Source organism: Bradyrhizobium sp. USDA 4454, from assembly GCF_054822705.1.
In genome coordinates, this window is sequence record NZ_JBTRCN010000001.1 from 6,256,401 (window position 1) to 6,277,275 (window position 20,875).

At 65.7% G+C, this 20,875-nt stretch carries 18 protein-coding genes; 13 read left to right on the top strand and 5 right to left on the bottom strand.

Translation table 11 applies throughout. The features are described 5' to 3' along the window. The first annotated feature begins 43 nt into the window (after nucleotides 1-43). The 7 genes from ACVIW0_RS29065 to ACVIW0_RS29095 all read left to right on the top strand — a co-directional run bounded on the left by ACVIW0_RS29065 (nucleotide 44) and on the right by ACVIW0_RS29095 (nucleotide 9,521). A complete protein-coding gene (locus ACVIW0_RS29065; RefSeq protein WP_461355475.1) occupies nucleotides 44-700 on the top strand; it encodes a DsbA family protein in 657 nt (218 codons plus the stop codon). Between the two features lie 355 nt (nucleotides 701-1,055). Then, entirely contained in the window at nucleotides 1,056-4,520 is a 3,465-nt protein-coding gene (smc, locus tag ACVIW0_RS29070; protein WP_461355476.1) for a chromosome segregation protein SMC, read from the top strand. A gap of 106 nt (nucleotides 4,521-4,626) precedes the next feature. Further along, nucleotides 4,627-5,634, top strand: a complete 1,008-nt coding sequence (locus ACVIW0_RS29075; RefSeq protein WP_461355477.1) for a small ribosomal subunit Rsm22 family protein — start codon at nucleotides 4,627-4,629, stop codon at nucleotides 5,632-5,634. Between the two features lie 213 nt (nucleotides 5,635-5,847). Continuing rightward, entirely contained in the window at nucleotides 5,848-6,408 is a 561-nt protein-coding gene (locus tag ACVIW0_RS29080; RefSeq protein ID WP_092124555.1) for a LemA family protein, read from the top strand. Nucleotides 6,409-6,603: 195 nt separating this feature from the next. Beyond that, nucleotides 6,604-7,839 (top strand): M48 family metallopeptidase, encoded by a 1,236-nt coding sequence (locus tag ACVIW0_RS29085; RefSeq protein WP_461355478.1) that lies wholly within the window; start codon nucleotides 6,604-6,606, stop codon nucleotides 7,837-7,839. A 164-nt stretch (nucleotides 7,840-8,003) separates the two neighbouring features. Beyond that, nucleotides 8,004-8,747, top strand: a complete 744-nt coding sequence (locus tag ACVIW0_RS29090; protein WP_229196334.1) for a P-loop NTPase family protein — start codon at nucleotides 8,004-8,006, stop codon at nucleotides 8,745-8,747. A 105-nt stretch (nucleotides 8,748-8,852) separates the two neighbouring features. Then, complete coding sequence (locus tag ACVIW0_RS29095; RefSeq protein ID WP_461355479.1) at nucleotides 8,853-9,521, top strand: P-loop NTPase family protein; 669 nt, start codon at nucleotides 8,853-8,855, stop codon at nucleotides 9,519-9,521. A 141-nt stretch (nucleotides 9,522-9,662) separates the two neighbouring features. On the opposite strand, the gene ACVIW0_RS29100 is transcribed toward ACVIW0_RS29095, so the two are convergent. Together ACVIW0_RS29100 and ACVIW0_RS29105 are read right to left on the bottom strand one after the other, a co-directional pair. After that, nucleotides 9,663-10,202, bottom strand: coding sequence for an adenine phosphoribosyltransferase (locus ACVIW0_RS29100; protein WP_461355480.1), 540 nt, complete (start codon nucleotides 10,200-10,202; stop codon nucleotides 9,663-9,665). Nucleotides 10,203-10,317: 115 nt separating this feature from the next. Next, nucleotides 10,318-12,483, bottom strand: a complete 2,166-nt coding sequence (locus ACVIW0_RS29105; RefSeq protein ID WP_461355481.1) for an anthranilate synthase component I — start codon at nucleotides 12,481-12,483, stop codon at nucleotides 10,318-10,320. 336 nt (nucleotides 12,484-12,819) lie between these two features. Here ACVIW0_RS29105 and ACVIW0_RS29110 point away from each other — a divergent pair, with 336 nt between their 5' ends. Beyond that, nucleotides 12,820-13,818: a VOC family protein gene (locus tag ACVIW0_RS29110; protein ID WP_461355482.1), complete on the top strand. Its 999-nt coding sequence runs from the start codon at nucleotides 12,820-12,822 to the stop codon at nucleotides 13,816-13,818. Nucleotides 13,819-13,862: 44 nt separating this feature from the next. Here the strand turns inward: ACVIW0_RS29110 and ACVIW0_RS29115 are convergent, their stop codons facing one another. The 3 genes from ACVIW0_RS29115 to petA form a co-directional block, all read right to left on the bottom strand. Continuing rightward, entirely contained in the window at nucleotides 13,863-14,537 is a 675-nt protein-coding gene (locus ACVIW0_RS29115; protein WP_461355483.1) for a dienelactone hydrolase family protein, read from the bottom strand. A gap of 174 nt (nucleotides 14,538-14,711) precedes the next feature. Further along, on the bottom strand, nucleotides 14,712-16,787 hold the full coding sequence (locus ACVIW0_RS29120; RefSeq protein WP_461355484.1) for a cytochrome c1: 2,076 nt from the start codon (nucleotides 16,785-16,787) through the stop codon (nucleotides 14,712-14,714). Between the two features lie 71 nt (nucleotides 16,788-16,858). After that, on the bottom strand, nucleotides 16,859-17,389 hold the full coding sequence (petA, locus tag ACVIW0_RS29125) for a ubiquinol-cytochrome c reductase iron-sulfur subunit (protein ID WP_461355485.1): 531 nt from the start codon (nucleotides 17,387-17,389) through the stop codon (nucleotides 16,859-16,861). A gap of 278 nt (nucleotides 17,390-17,667) precedes the next feature. Here petA and ACVIW0_RS29130 point away from each other — a divergent pair, with 278 nt between their 5' ends. Genes ACVIW0_RS29130 through ACVIW0_RS29150 form a run of 5 tightly spaced genes read left to right on the top strand, consistent with a single transcriptional unit; the run spans nucleotide 17,668 to nucleotide 20,823 of the window. Then, nucleotides 17,668-18,153 (top strand): tRNA (cytidine(34)-2'-O)-methyltransferase, encoded by a 486-nt coding sequence (locus ACVIW0_RS29130; protein WP_461355486.1) that lies wholly within the window; start codon nucleotides 17,668-17,670, stop codon nucleotides 18,151-18,153. 10 nt (nucleotides 18,154-18,163) lie between these two features. Then, a complete protein-coding gene (queE, locus tag ACVIW0_RS29135; RefSeq protein WP_461355487.1) occupies nucleotides 18,164-18,796 on the top strand; it encodes a 7-carboxy-7-deazaguanine synthase in 633 nt (210 codons plus the stop codon). 34 nt (nucleotides 18,797-18,830) lie between these two features. Next, entirely contained in the window at nucleotides 18,831-19,196 is a 366-nt protein-coding gene (locus ACVIW0_RS29140) for a 6-pyruvoyl trahydropterin synthase family protein (RefSeq protein WP_016839716.1), read from the top strand. A 2-nt stretch (nucleotides 19,197-19,198) separates the two neighbouring features. Continuing rightward, nucleotides 19,199-20,095 (top strand): oxygen-dependent coproporphyrinogen oxidase, encoded by an 897-nt coding sequence (hemF, locus tag ACVIW0_RS29145; protein ID WP_461355488.1) that lies wholly within the window; start codon nucleotides 19,199-19,201, stop codon nucleotides 20,093-20,095. Beyond that, nucleotides 20,086-20,823, top strand: a complete 738-nt coding sequence (locus tag ACVIW0_RS29150; protein ID WP_461355489.1) for an HAD family hydrolase — start codon at nucleotides 20,086-20,088, stop codon at nucleotides 20,821-20,823. The genes hemF and ACVIW0_RS29150 overlap by 10 nt, the downstream gene beginning before the upstream one ends. Nucleotides 20,824-20,875 lie beyond the last annotated feature (52 nt).

Consider the following 20,875-nt stretch of genomic DNA (forward strand, 5'->3'; position numbering starts at 1 on the left):
ACCCCTTCATTCTGGCGCGCATGCGCCAATCCGGGAGCTGACCTTGATCATCACGCGCCGCGCTTTCACCACTGCTCTCTCGCTGACCGGGCTTGCCGCCCTCGCCGGCCTGTCGCCGTTGCGCCTGGTCTCTGAGGCTTTCGCGCAGACCGCCGCCGAGGTCGCCAAGCCGCAGTCGCTGCCGGACATGGGCCTCGGCCCGCAGGACGCCAGGGTGACGATCGTCGAATACGCCTCGATGACCTGCCCGCACTGCGCCAATTTCAACGAGACCGTGTTCCCGAAGATCAAGTCGACCTACATCGACAGCGGCAAGGTCCGTTACGTGTTCCGTGAATTCCCGCTCGACATCAAGGCCGCCGCCGGCTCGATGCTGGCGCGCTGCATCGCCAAGGACGACGCACCGAAGTTCTTCGCCGTGATCGACCTGTTGTTCCGCCAGCAGAACGACTGGGTGGTCAAGAACACCACCGAGACGCTGACGCGGATCGGCAAGCAGGCCGGCCTCAGCCAGCAGCAGGTCGAGGACTGCCTGAAGGATCAGAAGCTGCTCGACAAGATCGCCGCCGACCAGAAATACGCCAACGACGTGCTGAAGGTGAACTCGACGCCGACCTTCTTCGTCAATGGCGAGATGCTGAAGGGCGAGACCTCGTTCGAGGACTTCAGCAAGCACATCGATCCGCTGCTGAAGAGCTGATCGCGCGTCTTCGATGCCTGACGACGTCGTGCCCCTCCGAGTCGGGCACGATAGTTGTGGATGACTTGCGGTCACGGCACGCGACCGTCGCATGAATTGGTTGTTGAAAACCTGATTCGCGTGATGCGAATCTCCGAGGACATGCAGAGGCCGCAAAACCCCTGCAAATCCCTTGTAAAACCCATGTAAATCCCTTGGGAAAAGCTTGGTCAAGCGGTTGCCCTGACGCACAGGCATCGCCATTGTCGCCGCTCATGAGAGCTGCACGCAGCTATTCAACCCAGACACCGACATTGCCATCCATGGTATTGTCACGGCAGGGAGATTCGCGCCCGGCCAAACGAGATTTGTGTACATGAAGCTCACGCGCCTCCGCCTGCACGGTTTCAAATCGTTCGTTGAACCCACCGATTTCATGATCGAGCCGGGCCTGACCGGCGTCGTCGGACCGAACGGCTGCGGCAAATCCAATCTCGTCGAAGCGCTGCGCTGGGCAATGGGCGAGACCTCGCACAAATCGCTGCGTGCCGCCGACATGGACGCGGTGATCTTCGCCGGTTCCGGCAATCGTCCGGCGCGCAACCACGCCGAAGTCGTGATGACGATCGACAATTCCGATCGCTCGGCGCCGGCCGCGGTCAATGACAGCCAGATCCTGGAAATCTCGCGCCGCATCGAGCGCGAGGCCGGCTCGGTCTACCGCATCAACGGCCGCGATGTGCGCGCCCGCGACGTGCAGATCCTGTTCGCCGACGCCGCCACCGGCGCGCGTTCGCCGGCGCTGGTCCACCAGGGCAAGATCGGCGAGATCATCCAGGCCAAGCCGGAGCAGCGCCGCCGCGTGCTGGAAGACGCCGCCGGCGTCGCCGGCCTGCATGCCCGCCGCCACGAGGCGGAACTGCGGCTCAAGGCGGCCGAAACCAACCTCACCCGCGTCGAGGACGTGATCGGTCAGCTCACCGGCCAGATGGAAGGCCTGAAGAAGCAGGCGCGCCAGGCGATCCGCTACCGCGAGGTCGCGGCCAAGGTGCGCAAGTCCGAGGCCATGCTGTTCCACCTGCGCTGGATCGAGGCCAATGCCGACGTCAACGACGCCGCGCACACCCACGATCTCGCTGTGCGCGAGATGGCGGAGCGCACCCAGCATCAGGCGGAAGCCGCGCGCATCCAGGCGATCCGCGCCACCGAACTGCCCGCGCTGCGCGACGCCGAGGCGCGCGCCGCCGCCGGCCTGCAGCGCCTGACCAATGCGCGCGAGATGCTCGACCGCGAGGAGCAGCGCGCCAAGGAACGCGTCGGCGAACTCGATCGCCGCCTGACCCAGTTTGCCCAGGACATCGCGCGCGAGCAGCAGCAGACCTCCGATGCCGACATCGCGCTGCAGCGGCTCGACACCGAAGACGCCGAGCTGAAGGAAGAGATCAAGTCGCGGGTCGAGAAGCGCTCCGGCGTCGACGAGCGCGTCGCCGAGGCCGAGGAGATCCTGGCCGCGACCGAGCGCCAGTTCTCCGAGCTGACCACGCAGCTCGCCGACCTCACCGCCAAGCGCAACCAGCTCGAGGCCGGCGTCCGCACCCATCGCGACCGGCTGGCCCGGCTCGACCAGGAGATCGCCAACGTCCAGGCCGAGGAATCCAAGCTCGCGCAGGAGACCGGCAATCTCGGCGACATCGACGCGCTCGCCGCCGCCATGGACATGGCGCAGCAGACGCTCGCCGAATCCGAGGCGGCGGTGCAGGAGAGCGAGGCGCATCACGCCGCCGCGCGGCAGACGCTGGAAGCCTCGCGCAATCCGCTGGTCGAGGCCGAGAAGCGCGTGCAGCGGCTCGAGACCGAAGCCCGCACCATCTCCAAGCTGGTCACCAGCGAGACCAAGAATCTGTGGCCGCCGATCATCGACGGCATCACGGTCGCCAAGGGCTATGAGAAGGCGATCGGCGCCGTGCTCGGCGACGACCTCGATGCTCCGGTGGATTCCTCTGCGCCGATGCGCTGGACCAATGTCGGTGAGGCCCCCGGCGATCCTTCGCTGCCCGACGGTGTCGAGCGGCTGGCCGATCACGTCCAGGCACCGCCGGAACTGGCGCGCCGCCTGGCCCAGATCGGCGTCGTCGCCAAGGAACGCGGCGCAGCCCTGGTGGCACAGCTGAAGACCGGCCAGCGGCTGGTGTCGCTCGAAGGCGACGTCTGGCGTTGGGACGGCTTTGTCGCCGACGCGCACGCCCCGACCGGCGCCGCGCGCCGGCTCGCCGAGCGCGCCCGCCTGGTCGATATCGAGCATGAGCTGGAACAGGCCCGCATCGATGCCGCTGCCAAGCGCCAGGCGCTGGAGACGGCCGAAGAAGAACTGCGCTCGGCGTCCGCCGCCGAGGGTGCCGCGCGCGAGGCCGTGCGCACCGCCCGCCGCGAGGCCGACGCCGCGCGCGAGCGCCATGCCGCGACCGAGCGCGAGATCAACCGTCACTCGGCGCGCAAATCGGCTTTGACCGAGGCGCACAGCCGTGTCGCCGCCGATCGCGCCGAGGCCGAGGCCGCGCATGAGAGCGCGGTCGCCGCGCTGGCCGAATTGCCGCCGGGCGTGGAGACCGAAGCCCAGCTCGCCGCGGTTCGCTCCGAGATCGACAACCAGCGCCGTGCCGCGGCGCAGGTCCGCGCCGAGGCGCAGGCACTCGCCCGCGAGGCCGAGCTGGCCGACCGCCGCGTGCAGGCGATCGTTGCCGAGCGCAATGAGTGGCAGAACCGCAAGACCAGCGCCGCCTCGCAGGTCGAGACCGTCGAGGCCCGCATCGCCGAGGTGTCGGCCGAGCGCGAGGAGCTGGCCAATGCGCCGGAAGTGTTCGCCGAGAAGCGCAGCGCGCTGATCTCGGAGATCGAGCACGCCGAAAGCGATCGCCGCATCGCCGCCGACGCGCTGGCGACGGCGGAAGCCGCGATGGCGGAAACCGATCGGGTCGCCAAGGCCACGCTCGAAGCGCTGTCGTCGTCCCGCGAAGCCACCGCCCGCGCCGAAGAGCGCATGGAAGGCACCCGCCGCCGCCTCGCCGATATCGAGCGCGAGATCCACGACATGCTCGAGGTCGAGCCCAGCGCGGTGGTCGGCATGGCCGAGATCGAGCCCGGCGCGGAGCTGCCGCCGGTCGCGCAGGTCGAGGAGGAGCTTGAAAAGCTGCGCCGCGACCGCGAGCGGCTCGGCGCCGTCAATCTGCGCGCCGAAGAAGAGCTCAAGGAAGTCGAGACCCAGCACACCGCGCTGACCACCGAACGCGACGACCTCGTCGAGGCGATCAAGCGGCTGCGCCAAGGCATCCAGAGCCTCAACCGCGAAGCGCGCGAGCGGCTGTTGACCTCGTTCGAGACCGTCAACAACCACTTCAAGCGGCTGTTCACCGAGCTGTTCGGCGGTGGCGAAGCCGCGCTGCATCTGATCGAGAGCGACGATCCGCTCGAGGCCGGCCTCGAGATCATCGCCAAGCCGCCGGGCAAGAAGCCGCAGACACTGTCGCTGCTCTCGGGCGGCGAGCAGGCGCTGACCGCACTCTCGCTGATCTTCGCGGTCTTCCTCACCAACCCGTCGCCGATCTGCGTGCTGGACGAAGTCGACGCGCCGCTCGACGACCACAACGTCGAACGGTTCTGCACCCTGCTGCACGAAATGACCGGCTCGACCGACACCCGCTTCATCATCATCACGCACAACCCGATCACGATGGCGCGGATGAACCGGCTGTTCGGCGTCACCATGGCCGAGCGCGGCGTGTCGCAGCTGGTCTCGGTCGACCTGCAGGGCGCGGTCGATATCCTCGACCAGAACGTGGCGTAGGGTACCGTGCCGTCATTCCGGGGCGGTGCGTAGCACCGAACCCGGAATCTCGAGATTCCGGGCTCGGCTTCGCCGCCCCGGAATGACGTGCAAATGACGGCAAACGATGACCTCACCCGATCTTCCCGCCGAGCTGCGCGCCGCGCTCAACGCAAAGCTCGAAGGGCTGTCGCGCAGCGACGCCGCCGGCCGCGCCGCGGTGATCTCGCAGACCTACCGCGACGGCGGCGGCTCCGGGACGATCAGGACCGAGACCGATGCGCTGGCTTACGCGCTGGCGCGGATGCCGGCGACCTACGCCGCCGTGGTGGCGAGCCTCAATGCGCTGACCGAGATCAGGCCGGAGTTCGTGCCGGCAAGTCTGCTCGATGTCGGCGCCGGGCCGGGAACCGCGACCTGGGCCGCCGCGGAGACATTCACTTCGCTCAGGAGTTTTACCCTGCTCGACGCCAATGGCGCGCTGCGGACGCTGGCCGAGGGGCTGTTTGACGGCAGCATTCGCCTGCACGACATCAGCTACCAACTCGGCCAGGCTCGCGCCCTGCTCGACAAGGCCGAGCCCGCCGATCTCGTCGTTGCCAGCTACATGATCGGCGAGCTCGGCGACGCCGAGCGCGCGGCGCTGGCCGATGCGCTGTGGTCAAAAACCCGGGACACGCTGTTGGTCGTCGAACCCGGCACGCCCGCGGGCTATGCGCGGATCATCGCGTTGCGCGCACGATTGATCTCCGCCGGCGCGCATGTCGCGGCCCCCTGCCCGCATGACGGCAGCTGTCCGCTGGTTGCCCCGGACTGGTGCCATTTCTCGCAGCGCTTGCAACGCTCGCGCGCGCACAAGCAGGTCAAGGGCGCCGACGCCCCGTTCGAGGACGAACGCTTCGCCTATGTCGCGCTGAGCCGCACCGAGGTCGCGGCGCGTCCATCCCGCGTGCTGGCGCAGCCGGATGTCGGCAAGGTCGAGATAGCGGCCAAGCTCTGCACGCCCGAGGGCATCGTCGTCACCAGGGTGCCGCGCCGCGCCAAGGCCGATTACGCCCGCGCCCGCAAATGGCGCTGGGGTGATGGCGTCATGACATCCGATGCGGGTCGTCCCGGCGAAGGCCGGGACCCATAGTCACCGATCACAATTGTGAAGCAAAGCCGACGCCGCTTGTGCCCTTTCCACGGGCCGCGGCGTATGGGTCCCGGCCTTCGCCGGGACGACGATTGTTGAACCAGTTCGTGGCTTTCCCCGACCAACACGTGCCCACCTTTTCGCGGCGGGCTGCGCTGCGCCCCGATCCTGGGCTACGGTGGCGCCGTCTCGTCCATCAGGAGTTGCCCTGTCATGTCGACCAGCTGGATCGTTATCGGCGTCATCGTCCTTCTCGTGCTGTTTGCGTTCGGCGCCTACAACCGCCTCGTTGCGCTCGGTCAGCGGGTCAGCCAGGCCTTTGCCGACATCGACGTGCAGCTCAAACAGCGCCACGACCTGATTCCGAACCTGGTCGAGACCGTGAAGGGCTATGCCGCGCACGAGCGCGGCACCCTCGACGACGTCATCAAGGCGCGCAATTCGGCGATCTCGGCGCAAGGTCCGGCCCAGGTCTCGGCGGCCGAGAACCAGCTCTCCGGCGCGCTCGGCCGGCTGATCGCACTGTCGGAGGCCTATCCGGACCTCAAGGCCAACGCCAATTTCCAGCAGCTCGCCTCCGAGCTGTCCGACCTCGAAAACAAGATCGCCGCCAGCCGCCGCTTCTTCAACAATGCGGTCCAGGAATACAACACCGGCATCCAGCAGATGCCGGCCGCGCTGTTCGCCGGCATGTTCGGTTTCACCCGCAAGGATTTCTTCGACCTCGGCGCCAGCCGCACGGAGGTCGAGGCGGCACCGAGCGTGAAGTTCTGATCGCATGACATCAGGCCAGCCCCGTCGTTCCGGGGCGATGCGAAGCATCGAACCCGGAATCTCGATCGACCAAGAAACCTCTGGATTCCGGGTTCACGCCGCCCGAACTCAGGTTTACCTGAGTTCGGCAGATTTGTTGGCCAAGTCGGCTACAGCCGACTTGTCTGGCGTGCCCCGGAATGACGATGGTTAGTCATGGCCGCCTATGGTCTCTACACACATATCGCATCGAACAAGTTTCGTTCGATGCTGCTGCTCGCCGGCCTGTTCCTGCTGATCTACGTGCTGGTCTATGCCGGCGCGCTGGTCGCGGAGGTGATGATCGATAGCGGCCGCACGGTCGACGACTACCTGACGCGGGCGTCGCGCGACCTGGTGTCGGCGTTCCCGTGGGCGACGATCGCGGCGGCGGCCTGGATCGTGATCGCCTATTTCTTCCACCAGAGGATGATCGACGCCGTCACCGGCGGCGAGAGCGTGACGCGGCAGCAGCAGCCGCGGCTCTACAATCTCCTGGAAAATCTCTGCATTTCGCGCGGCATCCCGATGCCGAAGCTGAAGGTGATGGACAGTCCGGCGCTGAATGCGTTCGCGACCGGACTGAACCAAAGCCAATACGCCGTCACCGTCACCACGGGGCTGTTGAAGGCGCTGAACGATCAGGAGATCGAGGCCGTGCTCGGCCACGAGCTCACCCATATCAGGAACGGCGACGTGCAGCTGATGGTGATCGCGGTGATCATCGCCGGCGTGGTCGGCTTCTTCGGTGAGCTGTTCTTCCGCCTGTTTACAAACCTGTCGTGGAACTCGAGCGGCGGCGGAGGCGGCTGGTCGTCCTCGTCATCCTCCCGGTCGTCGTCTTCCTCGGACCGCGACAGCAAGGGCTCGGGCGGCGGCGCGATCGTCGTCATCATCATCGCGGTCGCGCTAATCGTGCTGGCCTGGCTGATGTCGCAGGTGGTCAAGCTTGCGCTGTCGCGGTCGCGCGAATTTCTCGCCGATGCCGGCTCGGTGGAGCTGACTAAGAACCCCGATGCGATGATCTCGGCACTGCGCAAGATCGAGAACCGCGGCGAGCTGCCCGACGCCACCTCGGCGGTGATGGAACTTTGCGTCGACAACCCGCGCGAGGGCTTTGCCGACCTGTTTGCCACCCATCCCTCGGTGAAGTCCCGGGTCGATGCCCTGGTGAAATATGCCGGCGGCCGCGATCCCGGACCGCTGGCGCTGCCGGACGAGACATCGGAGGACCAACCGTCCGCGCCGGGCGGCCAGCCCCCGCCGGTCACCCATGGCCCGTGGGGCGATCCGCCCGCGCAGCCGAACAGTCCGCCGCCGCTGCCGGGCACGGGCCCCGCGCAGGGACCGTTCGGGCCGCTCCAGGGCCCGCTGCAAGGACCGCTTCAAGGACCTTGGGGCAGGCACCGCTGATGGCGCGCTAGGCACCTCAATCCATTAAGGAAATCCCCACCAAACCGGTCATGTTCGCCTTAAGGAATTGAATTCTCCCTCGTTTCTGCCATGTTCGCGCCCAAAGCAGTGTGGGGACTTGCCGATCGCCGTCGCGGTCGGGAGCGCGCTTTCAAGGGATTTCCATGGCAAAGCCGGTTGTGATCGTGGTGGGCGCTGACAAGGGCGGGGTCGGCAAGACCACCGTCTCGCGGACGCTCCTGGACTATTTCAGTGCCAACAACGTGCAGACCCGGGCGTTCGACACCGAATCGCCGCGTGGCACGCTGAAGCGCTTCCACCCCGACATCACCGAGATCGTCGACATGACGACGACCGCGGACCAGATGAAGATCTTCGATACGCTGAACTCGGGGCCCTCGGTCACCGTGATCGACGTCCGCGCCGGCCTGCTGTCGCCGGCGCTGGCCTCGCTGCGCGACATCGGCTTCCTCGACGCGGCGCGCTCCGGCCAGATCACCTTCGCCGTGTTCCATATCCTCGGCCCGTCGATCGCCTCGCTGGACGAGATCGCCGAGACCGCCGGCTTCATGGGCGGCGCGAAATACTTCCTGGTGAAGAACTTCATCAACGACACCCAGTTCTTCCAGTGGGACCAGGCGACCTACAATTCCTACTTCCACCGCATCAAGGATGCGACCGACCTCACGATCCCCAAGCTGAACGAAATGGCTTACGAGCAGGTCGAGGTCTCCTCGGTGCCGTTCCTGAAATTCGTCGCCAACAAGGGCATCAACGACGACGCCGCCAACTACTCCTTCGTGCTGCGCGGCTATGTCCGGCACTGGCTCGCCAATGTCTGGAGCGAGTACGACCGGATCAAGCTGACCGACCTGGTCGGCGCCAAGTCGGCCAAGGGCGAAAAATAGTCGCCGCCAGGCAGCGAAAAAGTCGCGCCCGGCAGCGAAAAAATCGCGCCTTGGGGGCAGCGATGGGGCTGGATTAGGCGAAAATTTGGCCTGATATAGCGGGCGATGTCATCCACGCCCGTTTACATCATCTGCTCGCCCCGCCCGCAGGTCGGCAAGACGCTGATCGCGCGGCTGCTCGGCGAATTCCTGGTGCTCAAGAACGGCGATGTGGTCTGCTACGACATCAACCTGAAAGAGCCGTCGCTGCTCGACTATCTGCCGCGGGTCACGGAAACCGCTGATGTGATCGACACCTACGGCAAGATGCAGCTGATGGACCGCGTCATCGTCAATGACGGCGTCGCCAAGGTGATCGACCTCGGCTATCACGCCTTCGACGAATTCTTCAAGATGTGCGACCAGATCGGACTGATGAAGGAGGCGCTGCGCCGCCGCGTCGCGCCGGTCATCCTGTACGTCGCCGATACCGACCGCGCCTCGGTGCGCGGCTACCAGACGCTGGCCGGCATAATCCCGCCGAACGGGCTCGTCGTGATCGACAATGAATTCGTGGTGCGTGGCGAGCTGCCGCCGGTGATGACCGCCAGCCGGGTGCTGCGCTTCCGCGCGCTGCCGGTGTTCCTGAAAACCTATATCGACCGGCTGAACTTCTCCTTCACCGGCTATCTGCGCCAGGAAAAGGATTCATCGACCGAGCTGCATCAGTGGATCCGGAAGAACTACACGACGTTCCGGGATCTCGAGCTGAGCGTGCTGTTGCAGCGGGGATGAATGTCGTCCCGGCAGAAGGCCGGGACCCATAACCACCGCAGCGCGTTTGGCGAAGGCTGGGGCCGCGGCGTCGCTCCACGACCACCATTCGTGGTTATGGGTCCCGGCTTTCGCCGGGACGACGAGTGGTGGGATTTGCGCTTAATGCCCCTCGAACGCCATCAGCGTGCGCACGGGAACATCCATCGCGCGCAGTTTCGCGGCGCCGCCGAGATCGGGCAGGTCGATGATGAAGCAAGCGGCGACCACATTGGCGCCGATCTGGCGCAGCAGCTTCACCGCGCCCTCCGCGGTGCCGCCGGTCGCGATCAGATCGTCGACCAGGATCACGCGCTCGCCGGGCAGCACGGCGTCGGCATGCATCTCCATCTCGTCGAGGCCGTATTCCAAGGAGTAAGCGATCCGCACCGTGGTGTGCGGCAGCTTGCCCTTCTTGCGGATCGGCACGAAGCCGGCGGAAAGCTGATGCGCCACCGCGCCGCCGAGGATGAAGCCGCGGGCCTCGATGCCCGCGACCTTGTCGACCTTCGCACCAGCCCAGGGATGCACCAGCTCATCGACCGCCCGGCGGAAGGCCCGGGCGTCCGCGAGCAGGGTCGTGATGTCGCGGAACAGGATGCCCTTCTTCGGGTAGTCCGGGATGGTGCGAACGGTCGCCTTGATGTCGTGGTCGAAGGTCATTGGTCTCGCTCTGGCTGTCATTCCGGGGCGATGCGAAGCATCGAACCCGGAATCTCGAGATTCCGGGTCTGGTGCTCGCGCACCATCCCGGAATGACGATGGTTAAACTTTGCCTTCAATTCCTACTCACGTTAAGCCGGAATGCATTCTCGACAATGCGCAGGCCGACCTCGTTGCCGAGCGACATCAGCGATTCCGGATGGAATTGCACGCCGCCGACCGGCAGGGTCTTGTGCTCGATCACCATCGCGACGCCGTCTTCGGTGGTCGCGGTCACCGTCAGCACGTCGGGCACGCTGTCGCGCTCGACATAGAGCGAGTGGTAGCGGCCGATCACGATCTCATTCGGCAGATTGTGCATCAGCCGGCCGCCGCGCACCTGGACGCGCGAGGGACGGCCATGTGCGGGCTGGCCGAGCTGGCCGAGCTCGCCGCCGAAATATTCGCCGATCGCCTGCACGCCGAGGCAGACGCCGAAGACCGGCAGCTTCTTCTCGAGCGCAGTGTCGATGGTCTTGGCGATGCCGAAATCCTCCGGACGGCCCGGCCCGGGCGACAGCACCAAGAGGTCCCAGCCCTGCTTCTTCAGCATGTCCTGTGCATGGACGTGCCGGACCACGGTGACGGTGGCGCCGACCTGCCGGAAGTAATCCGCCAGCATGTGCACGAAACTGTCGTCGTGATCGATCAAGAGCACGTTCTTGCCCGAGCCGGTGGCGTCAGGCGCGAAATCCGACAGCGGCTTCGGCGGATCGCCGCGCAGCGCCTGGAACAGCGCCGCCGCCTTGACCTGGCACTCGCGGTCCTCGGCCGCCGGATCGGAATCGAACAGGCAGGTCGCGCCGACCCGCACCTCGGCGAGACCATCCTTCATGCGGATGGTGCGGATGGTGAGGCCGGTGTTGATGCTGCCATCGAAATTGACGCAGCCGATCGCGCCGGCATACCAGCGCCGCGGCGACCGCTCATGGTCCTCGACGAACTGCATCGCCCACAGCTTCGGCGCGCCGGTCACCGTCACCGCCCAGGCATGGGTCAGGAACGCGTCGAGCGAATCGAAGCCCGGCCGCAGCATGCCCTCGACGTGATCGACGGTGTGGAACAGCTTTGAGTAGGTCTCGATCTGCCGCCGCGCCAGCACCTTGATCGTGCCGGGCACGCAGACCCGTGCCTTGTCGTTGCGATCGACGTCGGTGCACATGTTGAGCTCGAACTCGTCCTTCTCCGAGTTCAGGAGCTTGCGGATCTGCTCGGCATCGCCGATCGAATCCGAGCCGCGCGCGATGGTGCCCGAGATCGGGCAGGTCTCGACCCGGCGGCCGTCGGAGCGCACGAACATCTCCGGCGACGCCGAAACCAGGAATTCGCCGTCACCGAGATTAATCAGCGCGCCATAGGGCGACGGATTGATGCGGCAGAGCCGCTGGAACACTTCCGCCGGCGAGCGCTCGCAAGGCTCGGCGAACAGCTGCCCGGGCACCGCCTCGAACAAATCGCCGCGGGCGAAGGCCGCGCGCGCCACTTCGACCGTCGCCTGGTATTCGCCGGGGGCGTGATCGGCAAAGCCCTGCCGCCCGGTCTTGGCGTAGAGGCTCGGCGCGGTCTCGTGCGGCAGGCCAGCCGTGGATTTGCCCTTCCACGAGAACTCGTAACTGAGCGCGACGCCACGGCCGGTGGCGCGGTCATAGGCCAGCAGCCGGTCCGGCACGTAGAGCACGATGTCGCGCTGGTCGGCCTCGCGGGCGCGCTTCTGCACCAGGTCCTCGATCTGGAACACGAGGTCGTAGGCGAAGGCACCGAACAGGCCGAGCAGCGGATCGGCATTCGAGGCGAACGCCGCCACCATGTCGCGCACCAGCGACATCACGCTGGCCCGGCGGGTGCGCTGGTCTTCCTCGACCGGCGCGGCGCCGCGGATGATGTGGCCGGAGAGCTTCGTCGCGCTGCGCTCCGAGATCACGACGCAGGGCTCGCGCAGCACGTCGCCGAGGAAAGCGATCAGCACCTCGCCGCGCGAGTTCAGCGCCTGCAACGCGAAATCGGTGCCTGAGGTTTCCAGCACCAGCGGCGGATCGGCAAAGCCGAGGTCGAAGCTCTCGTAGCGGCCCGGCACGGTGGTGCCCGAGGACAGCACCACGCCGCGGCGGCGGTCGAGCAGCGCGATCAGGTCGTCGAGGCGGTTCGCGCCGCCGGTGAACTGCTCGACCACCCGCGCGACCGCAAGGCCGCCATTGGTCAGGTATTCGCTTCGAGCCGGCAGGGAGAAGACTGTCCTGTTCATGTGATCCTCTTACGAGACTTGGGAAGAGAGCGCCACACAGGACAAACGAAGGGGACCGTCGCACTGCGATGGCGACCTTCGACGTTTTTGAGAAAATGAAAACGCACCGGCCACCTATGAGAAGGTGGGCCACCAACGACGGGATGGACTGGAAACGGTGCTCATGGGCGCTACACACCACCCGGCGCGGGCCGTGTCAAGGGACGGCCCGGCAGCCCCGCCCCAAGGCGGGACGCCCCTTGGACGGCATCTTGGGGCTTTGAGCGGCCGGGAATCCGCGTAGGATTTGCGGAAATGGCGGCCGCTCGAAAAAACAGACAGATGGCGGAGGCGCAGATGGCGATTTTGGGTCTCGGATATGCCGGCTTCGGCTCGGATGCGCTCGACGACTGGCGGCAGTTCGGCACCGGGCTGGTCGGGCTGCAGGCCATCGAGCGCGGCAACTCGCTGCTCGCGTTCCGGATGGACGACCGCAAGCAACGCATCGTGATCGACCGCGCCCAAGGCGAAGGCACCAGGTTCTTCGGCTGGGAGGTCGCGGATGCCGCTGCTCTCGACGCGCTGGCGGCGCGGCTGGAGCGCGCCGGTGTCGCCGTGACATCAGAGCCGCAGGCGCTGGCAGATAGCCGGCGGGTGCGCGGGCTGATCTCGTTCCGGGATCCGGGCGGCAACCGTCTCGAGGCGTTTCACGGCTCCGAGATCGACGACACGCCGTTCAAGCCAGGACGCTCGATCTCCGGCTTCCGCACCGGCGCACTCGGCCTCGGCCACGCGGTGCTGACAGTCGAGAATCTCGTTCCAGTCATGAGCTTCTATGTCGACGTGCTCGGCTTCGGCCTCAGCGACTACATCGAAAAGCCGTTCCGCGCCTACTTCTTCCACGTCAATGCCCGCCACCACTCGCTGGCGCTGATCGAGACCGGCACCAACGGCATGCATCATCTGATGGTGGAGTTGTTCTCGCTTGACGATGTCGGCCAAGCCTACGACATCGCGCAGCAGGAGGACCGGATCAACGTCACGCTCGGCCGCCACACCAACGATTTGATGACGTCGTTCTACGCCAAGTCGCCGTCGGCCTTCATGGTCGAGTGCGGCTGGGGCGGTCGCGAGATCGACCCTGCGAACTGGACGCCGTTCGAGATGGTTGACGGCCCGAGCCTGTGGGGCCACGAACGGGTCTGGCTGTCGCCGGCGGACCGCGCCGTCGCGCGCGAGATGCGAATGCGCGCCGCCGCCGAGGGCAAGCGCGCACCGGTGCAGGTGCTGGAAGGCAATTTCAGGCTGATGTCGGGGACCTGCCCGTGGTGGGACGGGGTGCGCGACAAGAATTGAAACACGTAGCCCGGATGGAGCGTGCGCTCCATCCGGGCTACAGGTTACCCCAGATGCTTCCTGAAGAACTCCGTCGCCCGGTCCCACGCGAGTTCGGCACACTGCCGGTCGTGCACCGACAGGCGCTGCTCATTGCCGAAGCCGTGGTCGGCGTCGTAGCGGTACAGCTCCAGCGATTTGCCGGCGGCCTTCATCGCTTTCTCGAAGCCGTCGACCAGCGCCGGCGTGCACCAGTCGTCCTTGGTGGCAAAATGGCCCTGCAGCGGAATCTTGACGTCCGCCGGCTTGGCGGCCTGCTCCGGCGGGATGCCGTAGAACACCACACCGGCCGTCAATTCCGGGATCTTGGTGGCGCCGATGATGGTCACCGCGCCGCCGAGGCAGAAGCCGGTCAGGCCGACCTTGGCGCCGTTCTTGGCGAGATATTGCGCGGCACCGCGCACCGTCTGCGTGGTGGCGTCCATGAAGTCGAGCGAGTTCATCTCTTTGGCGGCGGCGTCGGTGTCGTGATACGGCACCACCTTGCCCTTGTAGAGATCGGGCGCCAGCGCATCGAAACCGGCCCGCGCGAAGCGGTCGCACATGCCCTTGATCTGGTCCTGCAGGCCCCACCATTCCTGGATCACGACCACGCCCGGCGCGTTGCCGCGCGCCGCATTGGCGAGATAGCCCGAGGCTTCCTTGCCGTCCGGGCGCTTGAAGGTGATGCTGGTACCCATGAGTTCCTCCGCAATGTTTGCCGGCTGATTGGCCGGCATCTTGTCCGTACTCGGTGGCGGACGCAATTGACGACACCGTCATTCCGGGATGGTGCGTCAGCACCAGAACCCGGGCTGACCTTATGAAGCAAAAAAGCCCCCGAAGGGGCTTTCTCAAACGCGCGATGGCTGAGCTCAGTGGGCGTCGGCCCAGACCTTGCGCTTGGTGAAGTACATCAGGATCGCGAACACGACCAGGAAGAAGAACACCTGCATGCCGATCCGCTTGCGCTCCTCCATGTGCGGCTCCGCGGCCCACATCAGGAAAGTGGTGACATCATGCGCGTATTGCTTGACCGTCGCCGGCGAGCCGTCGTCGAAGGTCACCTGGCCGTCGGACAGCGGCTTCGGCATCTTGATGGCGTGGCCGGGGAAGTACTTGTTGTAGTACGAGCCTTCCGGGATCGTCACGCCGGCCGGGGCCTTGTCCTCGAAGCCCTGCAGAATGGCGTCGACATAGTCCGGCCCCTGCTCCTGATACTGGCTGAAGAAGTCGATCACGAACCGCGGGAAGCCGCGCTTGTAGGACCGAGCCTTAGTGATCAGCGACAGATCCGGCGGCGCCGCGCCGCCATTGGCTGCGCGCGCGGCCTGCTCGTTCGGGAACGGCGACGGGAAGTAATCCGCCGGGCGGCCAGGACGCTCGAACATCTCGCCCTGATCGTTCGGGCCGTCCTTGATCTTGTACTCGGAGGCGAACGCGGCCGCCTGCGCTTCAGAGTAACCAGGGCCGCCGGCATCGGCGAGGTTGCGGAACGCGACATAGGACAGGCCGTGGCAGGCCGAGCAGACTTCCTTGTAGACCTTCAGGCCACGCTGCAGCGAGCCGCGGTCATACTTGCCGAAAGGGCCGGAGAACGACCAGCTCTGTGCCGGCGGGGCGTCGCCGCCCTCCTCGGCCTTGGCGCTCTGGATGCTGCCGGCGAACACGAGGCCGCCTGCAACCATGATGGCGATCATGGTCGAGACCATTGGCTGCGGTCGGCCCTTGCTCTTCGCCAGCACGTCGTCGGCGATCGAGTTCGGCACCGGGCGCGGCGTCTCGATACGGGCCAGCAGCGGCAACACGATCAGGAAGTAGGCGAAGTAGCAGACCGTCAGGATGCGGCCGGCGATCACATAGATGCCTTCCGGCGGCTGCGAGCCGAGATAGCCGAGCAGGATGCAGACCACCACGAAGATCCAGAAGAACTGCTTGGCCAGCGGACGATACTTCGACGACCGGGTCCGTGCGCTGTCGAGCCAGGGCAGGAAGCACAGGATGATGATCGCCGAGAACATCGCCACCACGCCGGCGAGCTTGTTCGGGATCGAGCGCAGGATCGCGTAGAATGGCAGGTAGTACCATTCGGGCACGATGTGCGCCGGGGTCACGCCGGGGTTCGCCGGGATGTAGTTGTCGGCGTCGCCGAGATAGTTCGGCATGTAGAAGATGAACCAGGCGAAGAAGATCAGGAAGCACGACACACCGAACGCGTCCTTGATGGTCGCATAGGGCGTGAACGGAACGGTGTCCTTCTCGGTCTTGGCCTCGACGCCGGCCGGGTTGTTCTGACCCGCGACGTGCAGCGCCCAGACGTGCAGCACGACCACGCCGGCGATCACGAACGGCAGCAGGTAATGCAGCGAGAAGAAGCGGTTCAGCGTCGGGTTGCCGACCGAATAACCGCCCCACAGCAGGGTCACGATGCTCTCGCCGAAATACGGCACGGCCGAGAACAGATTGGTGATGACGGTGGCGCCCCAGAAGCTCATCTGGCCCCACGGCAGCACGTAGCCCATGAAGCCGGTCGCCATCATCAGGAGGTAGATGATGACGCCGAGGATCCACAGCACCTCGCGCGGCTCCTTGTACGACCCGTAATAGAGGCCGCGGAACATGTGGATGTAGACGGCGAAGAAGAACATCGACGCGCCGCAGGCATGCATGTTGCGCAGCAGCCAGCCGTAATTGACGTCGCGGACGATCAGCTCGACCGATTTGAAGGCGAGGTCGGCATGCGGCGTGTAGTGCATCGCCAGGATCACGCCGGTCAGGATCTGCAAGCCCAGCATCATCGAGAGGATGGCGCCGAACGTCCACCAGTAGTTCAGGTTGCGCGGCGTCGGATAGGCCACGAAGGAGGAGTGGATCAGGCCGAAGATCGGAAGGCGCCGTTCGATCCACTTCAAGGCGGGGTTGCTCGGCTGGAAATCAGATGGTCCGCTCATTGATGCGATCCTGAGAAGAAAAACGACGCGATGGGTCCAAGGGGAAGCCGAAGTCCCGGCGGGTCCGGGACTTAGCCGATCTGGATTTTGGTGTCGGAAAGGAAGGCGTAAGGCGGCACCGCCAGGTTGGCGGGCGCCGGCCCCTGGCGGATACGACCGGAGGAGTCGTACTGGGACCCGTGGCAGGGGCAGAAGAAACCGTCGTAATTGCCCTCATGGGCGATCGGGATACAGCCGAGATGGGTGCAGATGCCGATCACGACCAGCCACTGGTCGTGGCCGGCCTTGACGCGGGCCGAGTCGGGCTGCGGATCGGGCAGGCTCGAGAGCGGCACCTTCTGGGCCTCCTCGATCTGCTTCTTGGTGCGGTGGCTGATGTAGATCGGCTTACCGCGCCAGAACACCTTGATGTCCTGGCCCTCGGCGATCGGGGTCAGATCGACCTGGATCGGCGCGCCGGCCGCGATCGTCGCGGCATCCGGGTTCATCTGGGCAACCAGCGGCCAGACAGTGGCGGCTGCGCCGACAACGGCGGCGGCTCCGGTTGCAACAAAGAGAAAATCACGGCGTGTCGGATGGTCCGCCGAAGACGCTGTCGTCACGATTCCTAGCCCTTTCTTTTCTGCAGCCGGTGGAACCGCCCCAGAGACGCCGGGAAGCGCCCCAAGAAAGGCTGCCGGCGCCCGCGGCCCCCGCGGCGGCAGAAAACCGCTATTCCCCACCCCAAATGGCGGAACAGCAGTCCAGAATCGTTCTATTGGCACCCTTGCCGGACGAGCGCAAGCCCGCTATCGGCTCGCAAACGTGCAATGCGCGAAATCCCCGCCGAGCGATGTTTTATTGAGACAATTTCATCCGGATTTCACGGGTCGTCCGCACCATGCAGATCGCGCTGTTCCAGCCCGACATCCCCCAGAATACCGGGACGATTCTGCGTCTCTGTGCTTGCCTCGACGTGTCGGCCCATATCATCGAACCGGCGGGATTTGACACGTCCGACCGGAATTTCCGCCGGGCGGGTATGGACTATCTGGACCATGTGCGGTTGAAGCGTCACGACTCATGGTCGAAATTCGAGGACTGGCGGGCTGCGGCCGGATGCCGCCTGGTGCTGTTCACGACCAAGGCAGCGAAATCCTACCTTGATTTCGCCTATACGGCCTCCGATGTGCTGCTGTTCGGGCGCGAAACGGCGGGGGTCACGGACGCGGTGGTGGCGGCTGCCGATGCGCGGCTGGTGATTCCGATCAGGCCGACCATGCGTTCGCTCAATGTGGCGGTCACGGCAGCCATGGCCGTCGGTGAGGCACTGCGGCAGACGGGTTCAGGATTTGCCGGTTCAGGAATCGCCGGTTCGGTAACTTAAGGGATTTTTGGTGAGCTACGCGGTCAAGGAGATCTTTCTCACCCTGCAGGGCGAAGGCGCCCATGCGGGCCGCGCATCCGTGTTCTGCCGCTTTGCCGGCTGCAACCTGTGGAGCGGCCGCGAGCAGGACCGCGCCGGCGCCGTCTGCCGGTTCTGCGACACCGATTTCGTCGGCACCGACGGCACCCTCGGCGGCCGCTACGCGACCGCCGAACAGCTCGCCGGCACCATCGCCGCGCAATGGACCGGGCGCGAGGCCGACCGCTACGTGGTGCTGACCGGCGGCGAGCCGCTGCTGCAGGTCGATACCGCCCTGATCGAGGCCCTGCACCGCCACAGCTTTGCGATCGCGATCGAGACCAACGGCACCATCGCCCCGCCCGACGGGCTCGACTGGATCTGCGTCAGCCCCAAGGCCGGCTCCGAGCTCGTGGTGCGCAAGGGACACGAGCTCAAGCTGGTCTATCCGCAACCGGAGAATGCGCCGGAGGACTTTGCGGGGCTTTCCTTCGAGCGCTTCTCGCTGCAGCCGATGGACGGACCCGACGTGATCGAGAACACCGAGCGGGCCATCGCCTATTGCCTGAAGCACCCGCAATGGCGGCTAAGCGTGCAGACGCACAAGACGCTCGGCATTCGATGAACCCGACCTAAGCTGAACTGGATAGTTGAACGAGATGTGGGAATTGACGAAAGCGTTTCGGTTCGAGGCTGCGCATGCGCTGTCCGGAACGACCTTTGGCACCGCCAGCGAGGAGATTCACGGTCACTCCTTTCGAGCCGAGGTGACCGTCCGCGGCACGCCCGACCCGAAAACCGGAATGGTGATCGATCTCGGCCTGCTCGAGCGCGCGATGGCCGAGGTGCAGAAGACGCTCGACCACAAGTTCCTCAACAAGATCGAGGCGATCGGCGTGCCGACGCTGGAAAATCTGTCGCGCTTCATCTGGGAGCGCTTGCAGCACGCCGGCAGGCTGACCCGCGTCAGCGTCCATCGCGACAGCTGCAACGAGAGCTGCACCTATTTCGGCCCGCAAGGTTAGTCATGCTGCCAACAGACCCCGCCATCATCGAGGACCGCAAGGCGCGCGCGCGCGGCTGGTTCGAGGCGCTGCGCAACGAGATCTGCGCGGCCTTCGAGAAGCTCGAGGACGACGCCCCCTCCGCGCTCTATCCCGGCGATGCCGGCCGTTTCGTGCGCACCCCGTGGGATCGCACCGACCACACCGGCAAGCCCGGTGGCGGCGGCGTGATGTCGATCATGAAGGGCCGGCTGTTCGAGAAGGTCGGCGTGCACTGCTCGACCGTGCATGGCGAGTTCGCCCCTGAATTCCGCGCCCAGATCCCCGGCGCCGCCGACGATCCGAGGTTCTGGGCCTCGGGTATTTCGCTGATTGCGCATTTGCGCAATCCGAACGTGCCCGCCGTGCATATGAACACCCGCTTCGTCGTCACCACCAAGGCATGGTTCGGCGGCGGCGCCGATCTGACGCCGGTGCTGAACCGGCGGCGCACCCAGGACGATCCGGATACGGTCGCCTTCCATGCCGCGATGAAGGAAGCGTGCAGCGGGCCGAACGGCGTCGCCGACTACGACAAGTACAAGAAGTGGTGCGACGAGTATTTCTATCTGCCCCACCGCAAGGAAGCCCGCGGCGTCGGCGGCATCTTCTATGACTGGCACGACAGCGGCGACTGGGAGGCCGATCTCGCCTTCACCCAGGACGTCGGGCGCGGCTTCCTGAAAATCTATCCTGACCTGGTACGGCGCAATTTCGCAAGTGCCTGGAGCGCGGAGGACCGCGACGAGCAGCTGGTCCGCCGCGGACGCTATGTCGAGTTCAACCTGCTCTACGATCGCGGCACCATCTTCGGCCTGAAGACCGGCGGCAATGTCGATTCGATCCTGTCGTCGCTGCCGCCGGAGGTGAAATGGCCGTAATGAAACTGCCGCGCGCGATGCTGATCGACATGGATGACACCATCCTGTCGGCCTATGGACGCCCCGAGATCGCCTGGAACACGATCGCCACCGAATTCGCCGCCGAGCTCGCGCCGCTGCCACCGGGTCAGGTCGCGACTGCGCTGCTCGCCTCTGCCCGGCAATTCTGGTCGACCGCCGAGCCGATCTGGCGGATCAAGCTCGGCGAGGCACGGCGACTCACGGTGAGGGGCGGCTTCGCTCAGCTTGCGGCAGCCGGCCACCGCGCGCTGCCGGACGAACTTGCGGACCGCATCGCCGATCGCTTCACCGCCTATCGCGAGGAGGAGATGTTCGTCTTCCCCGGCGCGCATGAAGCGATCGATGCGTTCAAGGCGCTCGGCATCAAGCTCGCCCTGGTCACCAACGGCGCCGCCGACATGCAGCGCGCCAAGGTCGAACGCTTCGCCCTCGGCCATCGCTTCGATCACATCCAGATCGAGGGCGAGCACGGCTTCGGCAAGCCGGAGGAGCGCGCCTACCTGCACGCGATGCAGGCACTCGGCGTCACCGCAGCCGACACCTGGATGATCGGCGACAATCTCGAATGGGAAGTCGTGGCGCCGCAGCGGCTCGGCATCTATGCGATCTGGATGGATGTGCACGGTGCCGGGCTGCCGCCGGGATCGACCATCAAGCCGGACCGCATCATCCGCTCGTTGAGCGAGCTGGTTCCCGCTGCGCAGTAGAGCATGATCCGGAAAAGTGGAAGCCGGTTTTCCGAAAAGATCATGCTCAAAC

Coding starts and splice junctions, on each gene's coding strand:
- ACVIW0_RS29095 (WP_461355479.1), top strand. CDS start 8,853: ATGTCATCCACGCCCGTTTACATCATCTGCTCGCCCCGCCCGCAGGTC.
- ACVIW0_RS29075 (WP_461355477.1), top strand. CDS start 4,627: ATGACCTCACCCGATCTTCCCGCCGAGCTGCGCGCCGCGCTCAACGCA.
- ACVIW0_RS29100 (WP_461355480.1), bottom strand. CDS start 10,202: ATGACCTTCGACCACGACATCAAGGCGACCGTTCGCACCATCCCGGAC.
- ACVIW0_RS29140 (WP_016839716.1), top strand. CDS start 18,831: ATGTGGGAATTGACGAAAGCGTTTCGGTTCGAGGCTGCGCATGCGCTG.
- ACVIW0_RS29090 (WP_229196334.1), top strand. CDS start 8,004: ATGGCAAAGCCGGTTGTGATCGTGGTGGGCGCTGACAAGGGCGGGGTC.
- ACVIW0_RS29080 (WP_092124555.1), top strand. CDS start 5,848: ATGTCGACCAGCTGGATCGTTATCGGCGTCATCGTCCTTCTCGTGCTG.
- ACVIW0_RS29085 (WP_461355478.1), top strand. CDS start 6,604: ATGGCCGCCTATGGTCTCTACACACATATCGCATCGAACAAGTTTCGT.
- ACVIW0_RS29105 (WP_461355481.1), bottom strand. CDS start 12,483: ATGAACAGGACAGTCTTCTCCCTGCCGGCTCGAAGCGAATACCTGACC.
- ACVIW0_RS29120 (WP_461355484.1), bottom strand. CDS start 16,787: ATGAGCGGACCATCTGATTTCCAGCCGAGCAACCCCGCCTTGAAGTGG.
- smc (WP_461355476.1), top strand. CDS start 1,056: ATGAAGCTCACGCGCCTCCGCCTGCACGGTTTCAAATCGTTCGTTGAA.
- ACVIW0_RS29110 (WP_461355482.1), top strand. CDS start 12,820: ATGGCGATTTTGGGTCTCGGATATGCCGGCTTCGGCTCGGATGCGCTC.
- hemF (WP_461355488.1), top strand. CDS start 19,199: ATGCTGCCAACAGACCCCGCCATCATCGAGGACCGCAAGGCGCGCGCG.
- ACVIW0_RS29150 (WP_461355489.1), top strand. CDS start 20,086: ATGGCCGTAATGAAACTGCCGCGCGCGATGCTGATCGACATGGATGAC.
- ACVIW0_RS29130 (WP_461355486.1), top strand. CDS start 17,668: ATGCAGATCGCGCTGTTCCAGCCCGACATCCCCCAGAATACCGGGACG.
- ACVIW0_RS29115 (WP_461355483.1), bottom strand. CDS start 14,537: ATGGGTACCAGCATCACCTTCAAGCGCCCGGACGGCAAGGAAGCCTCG.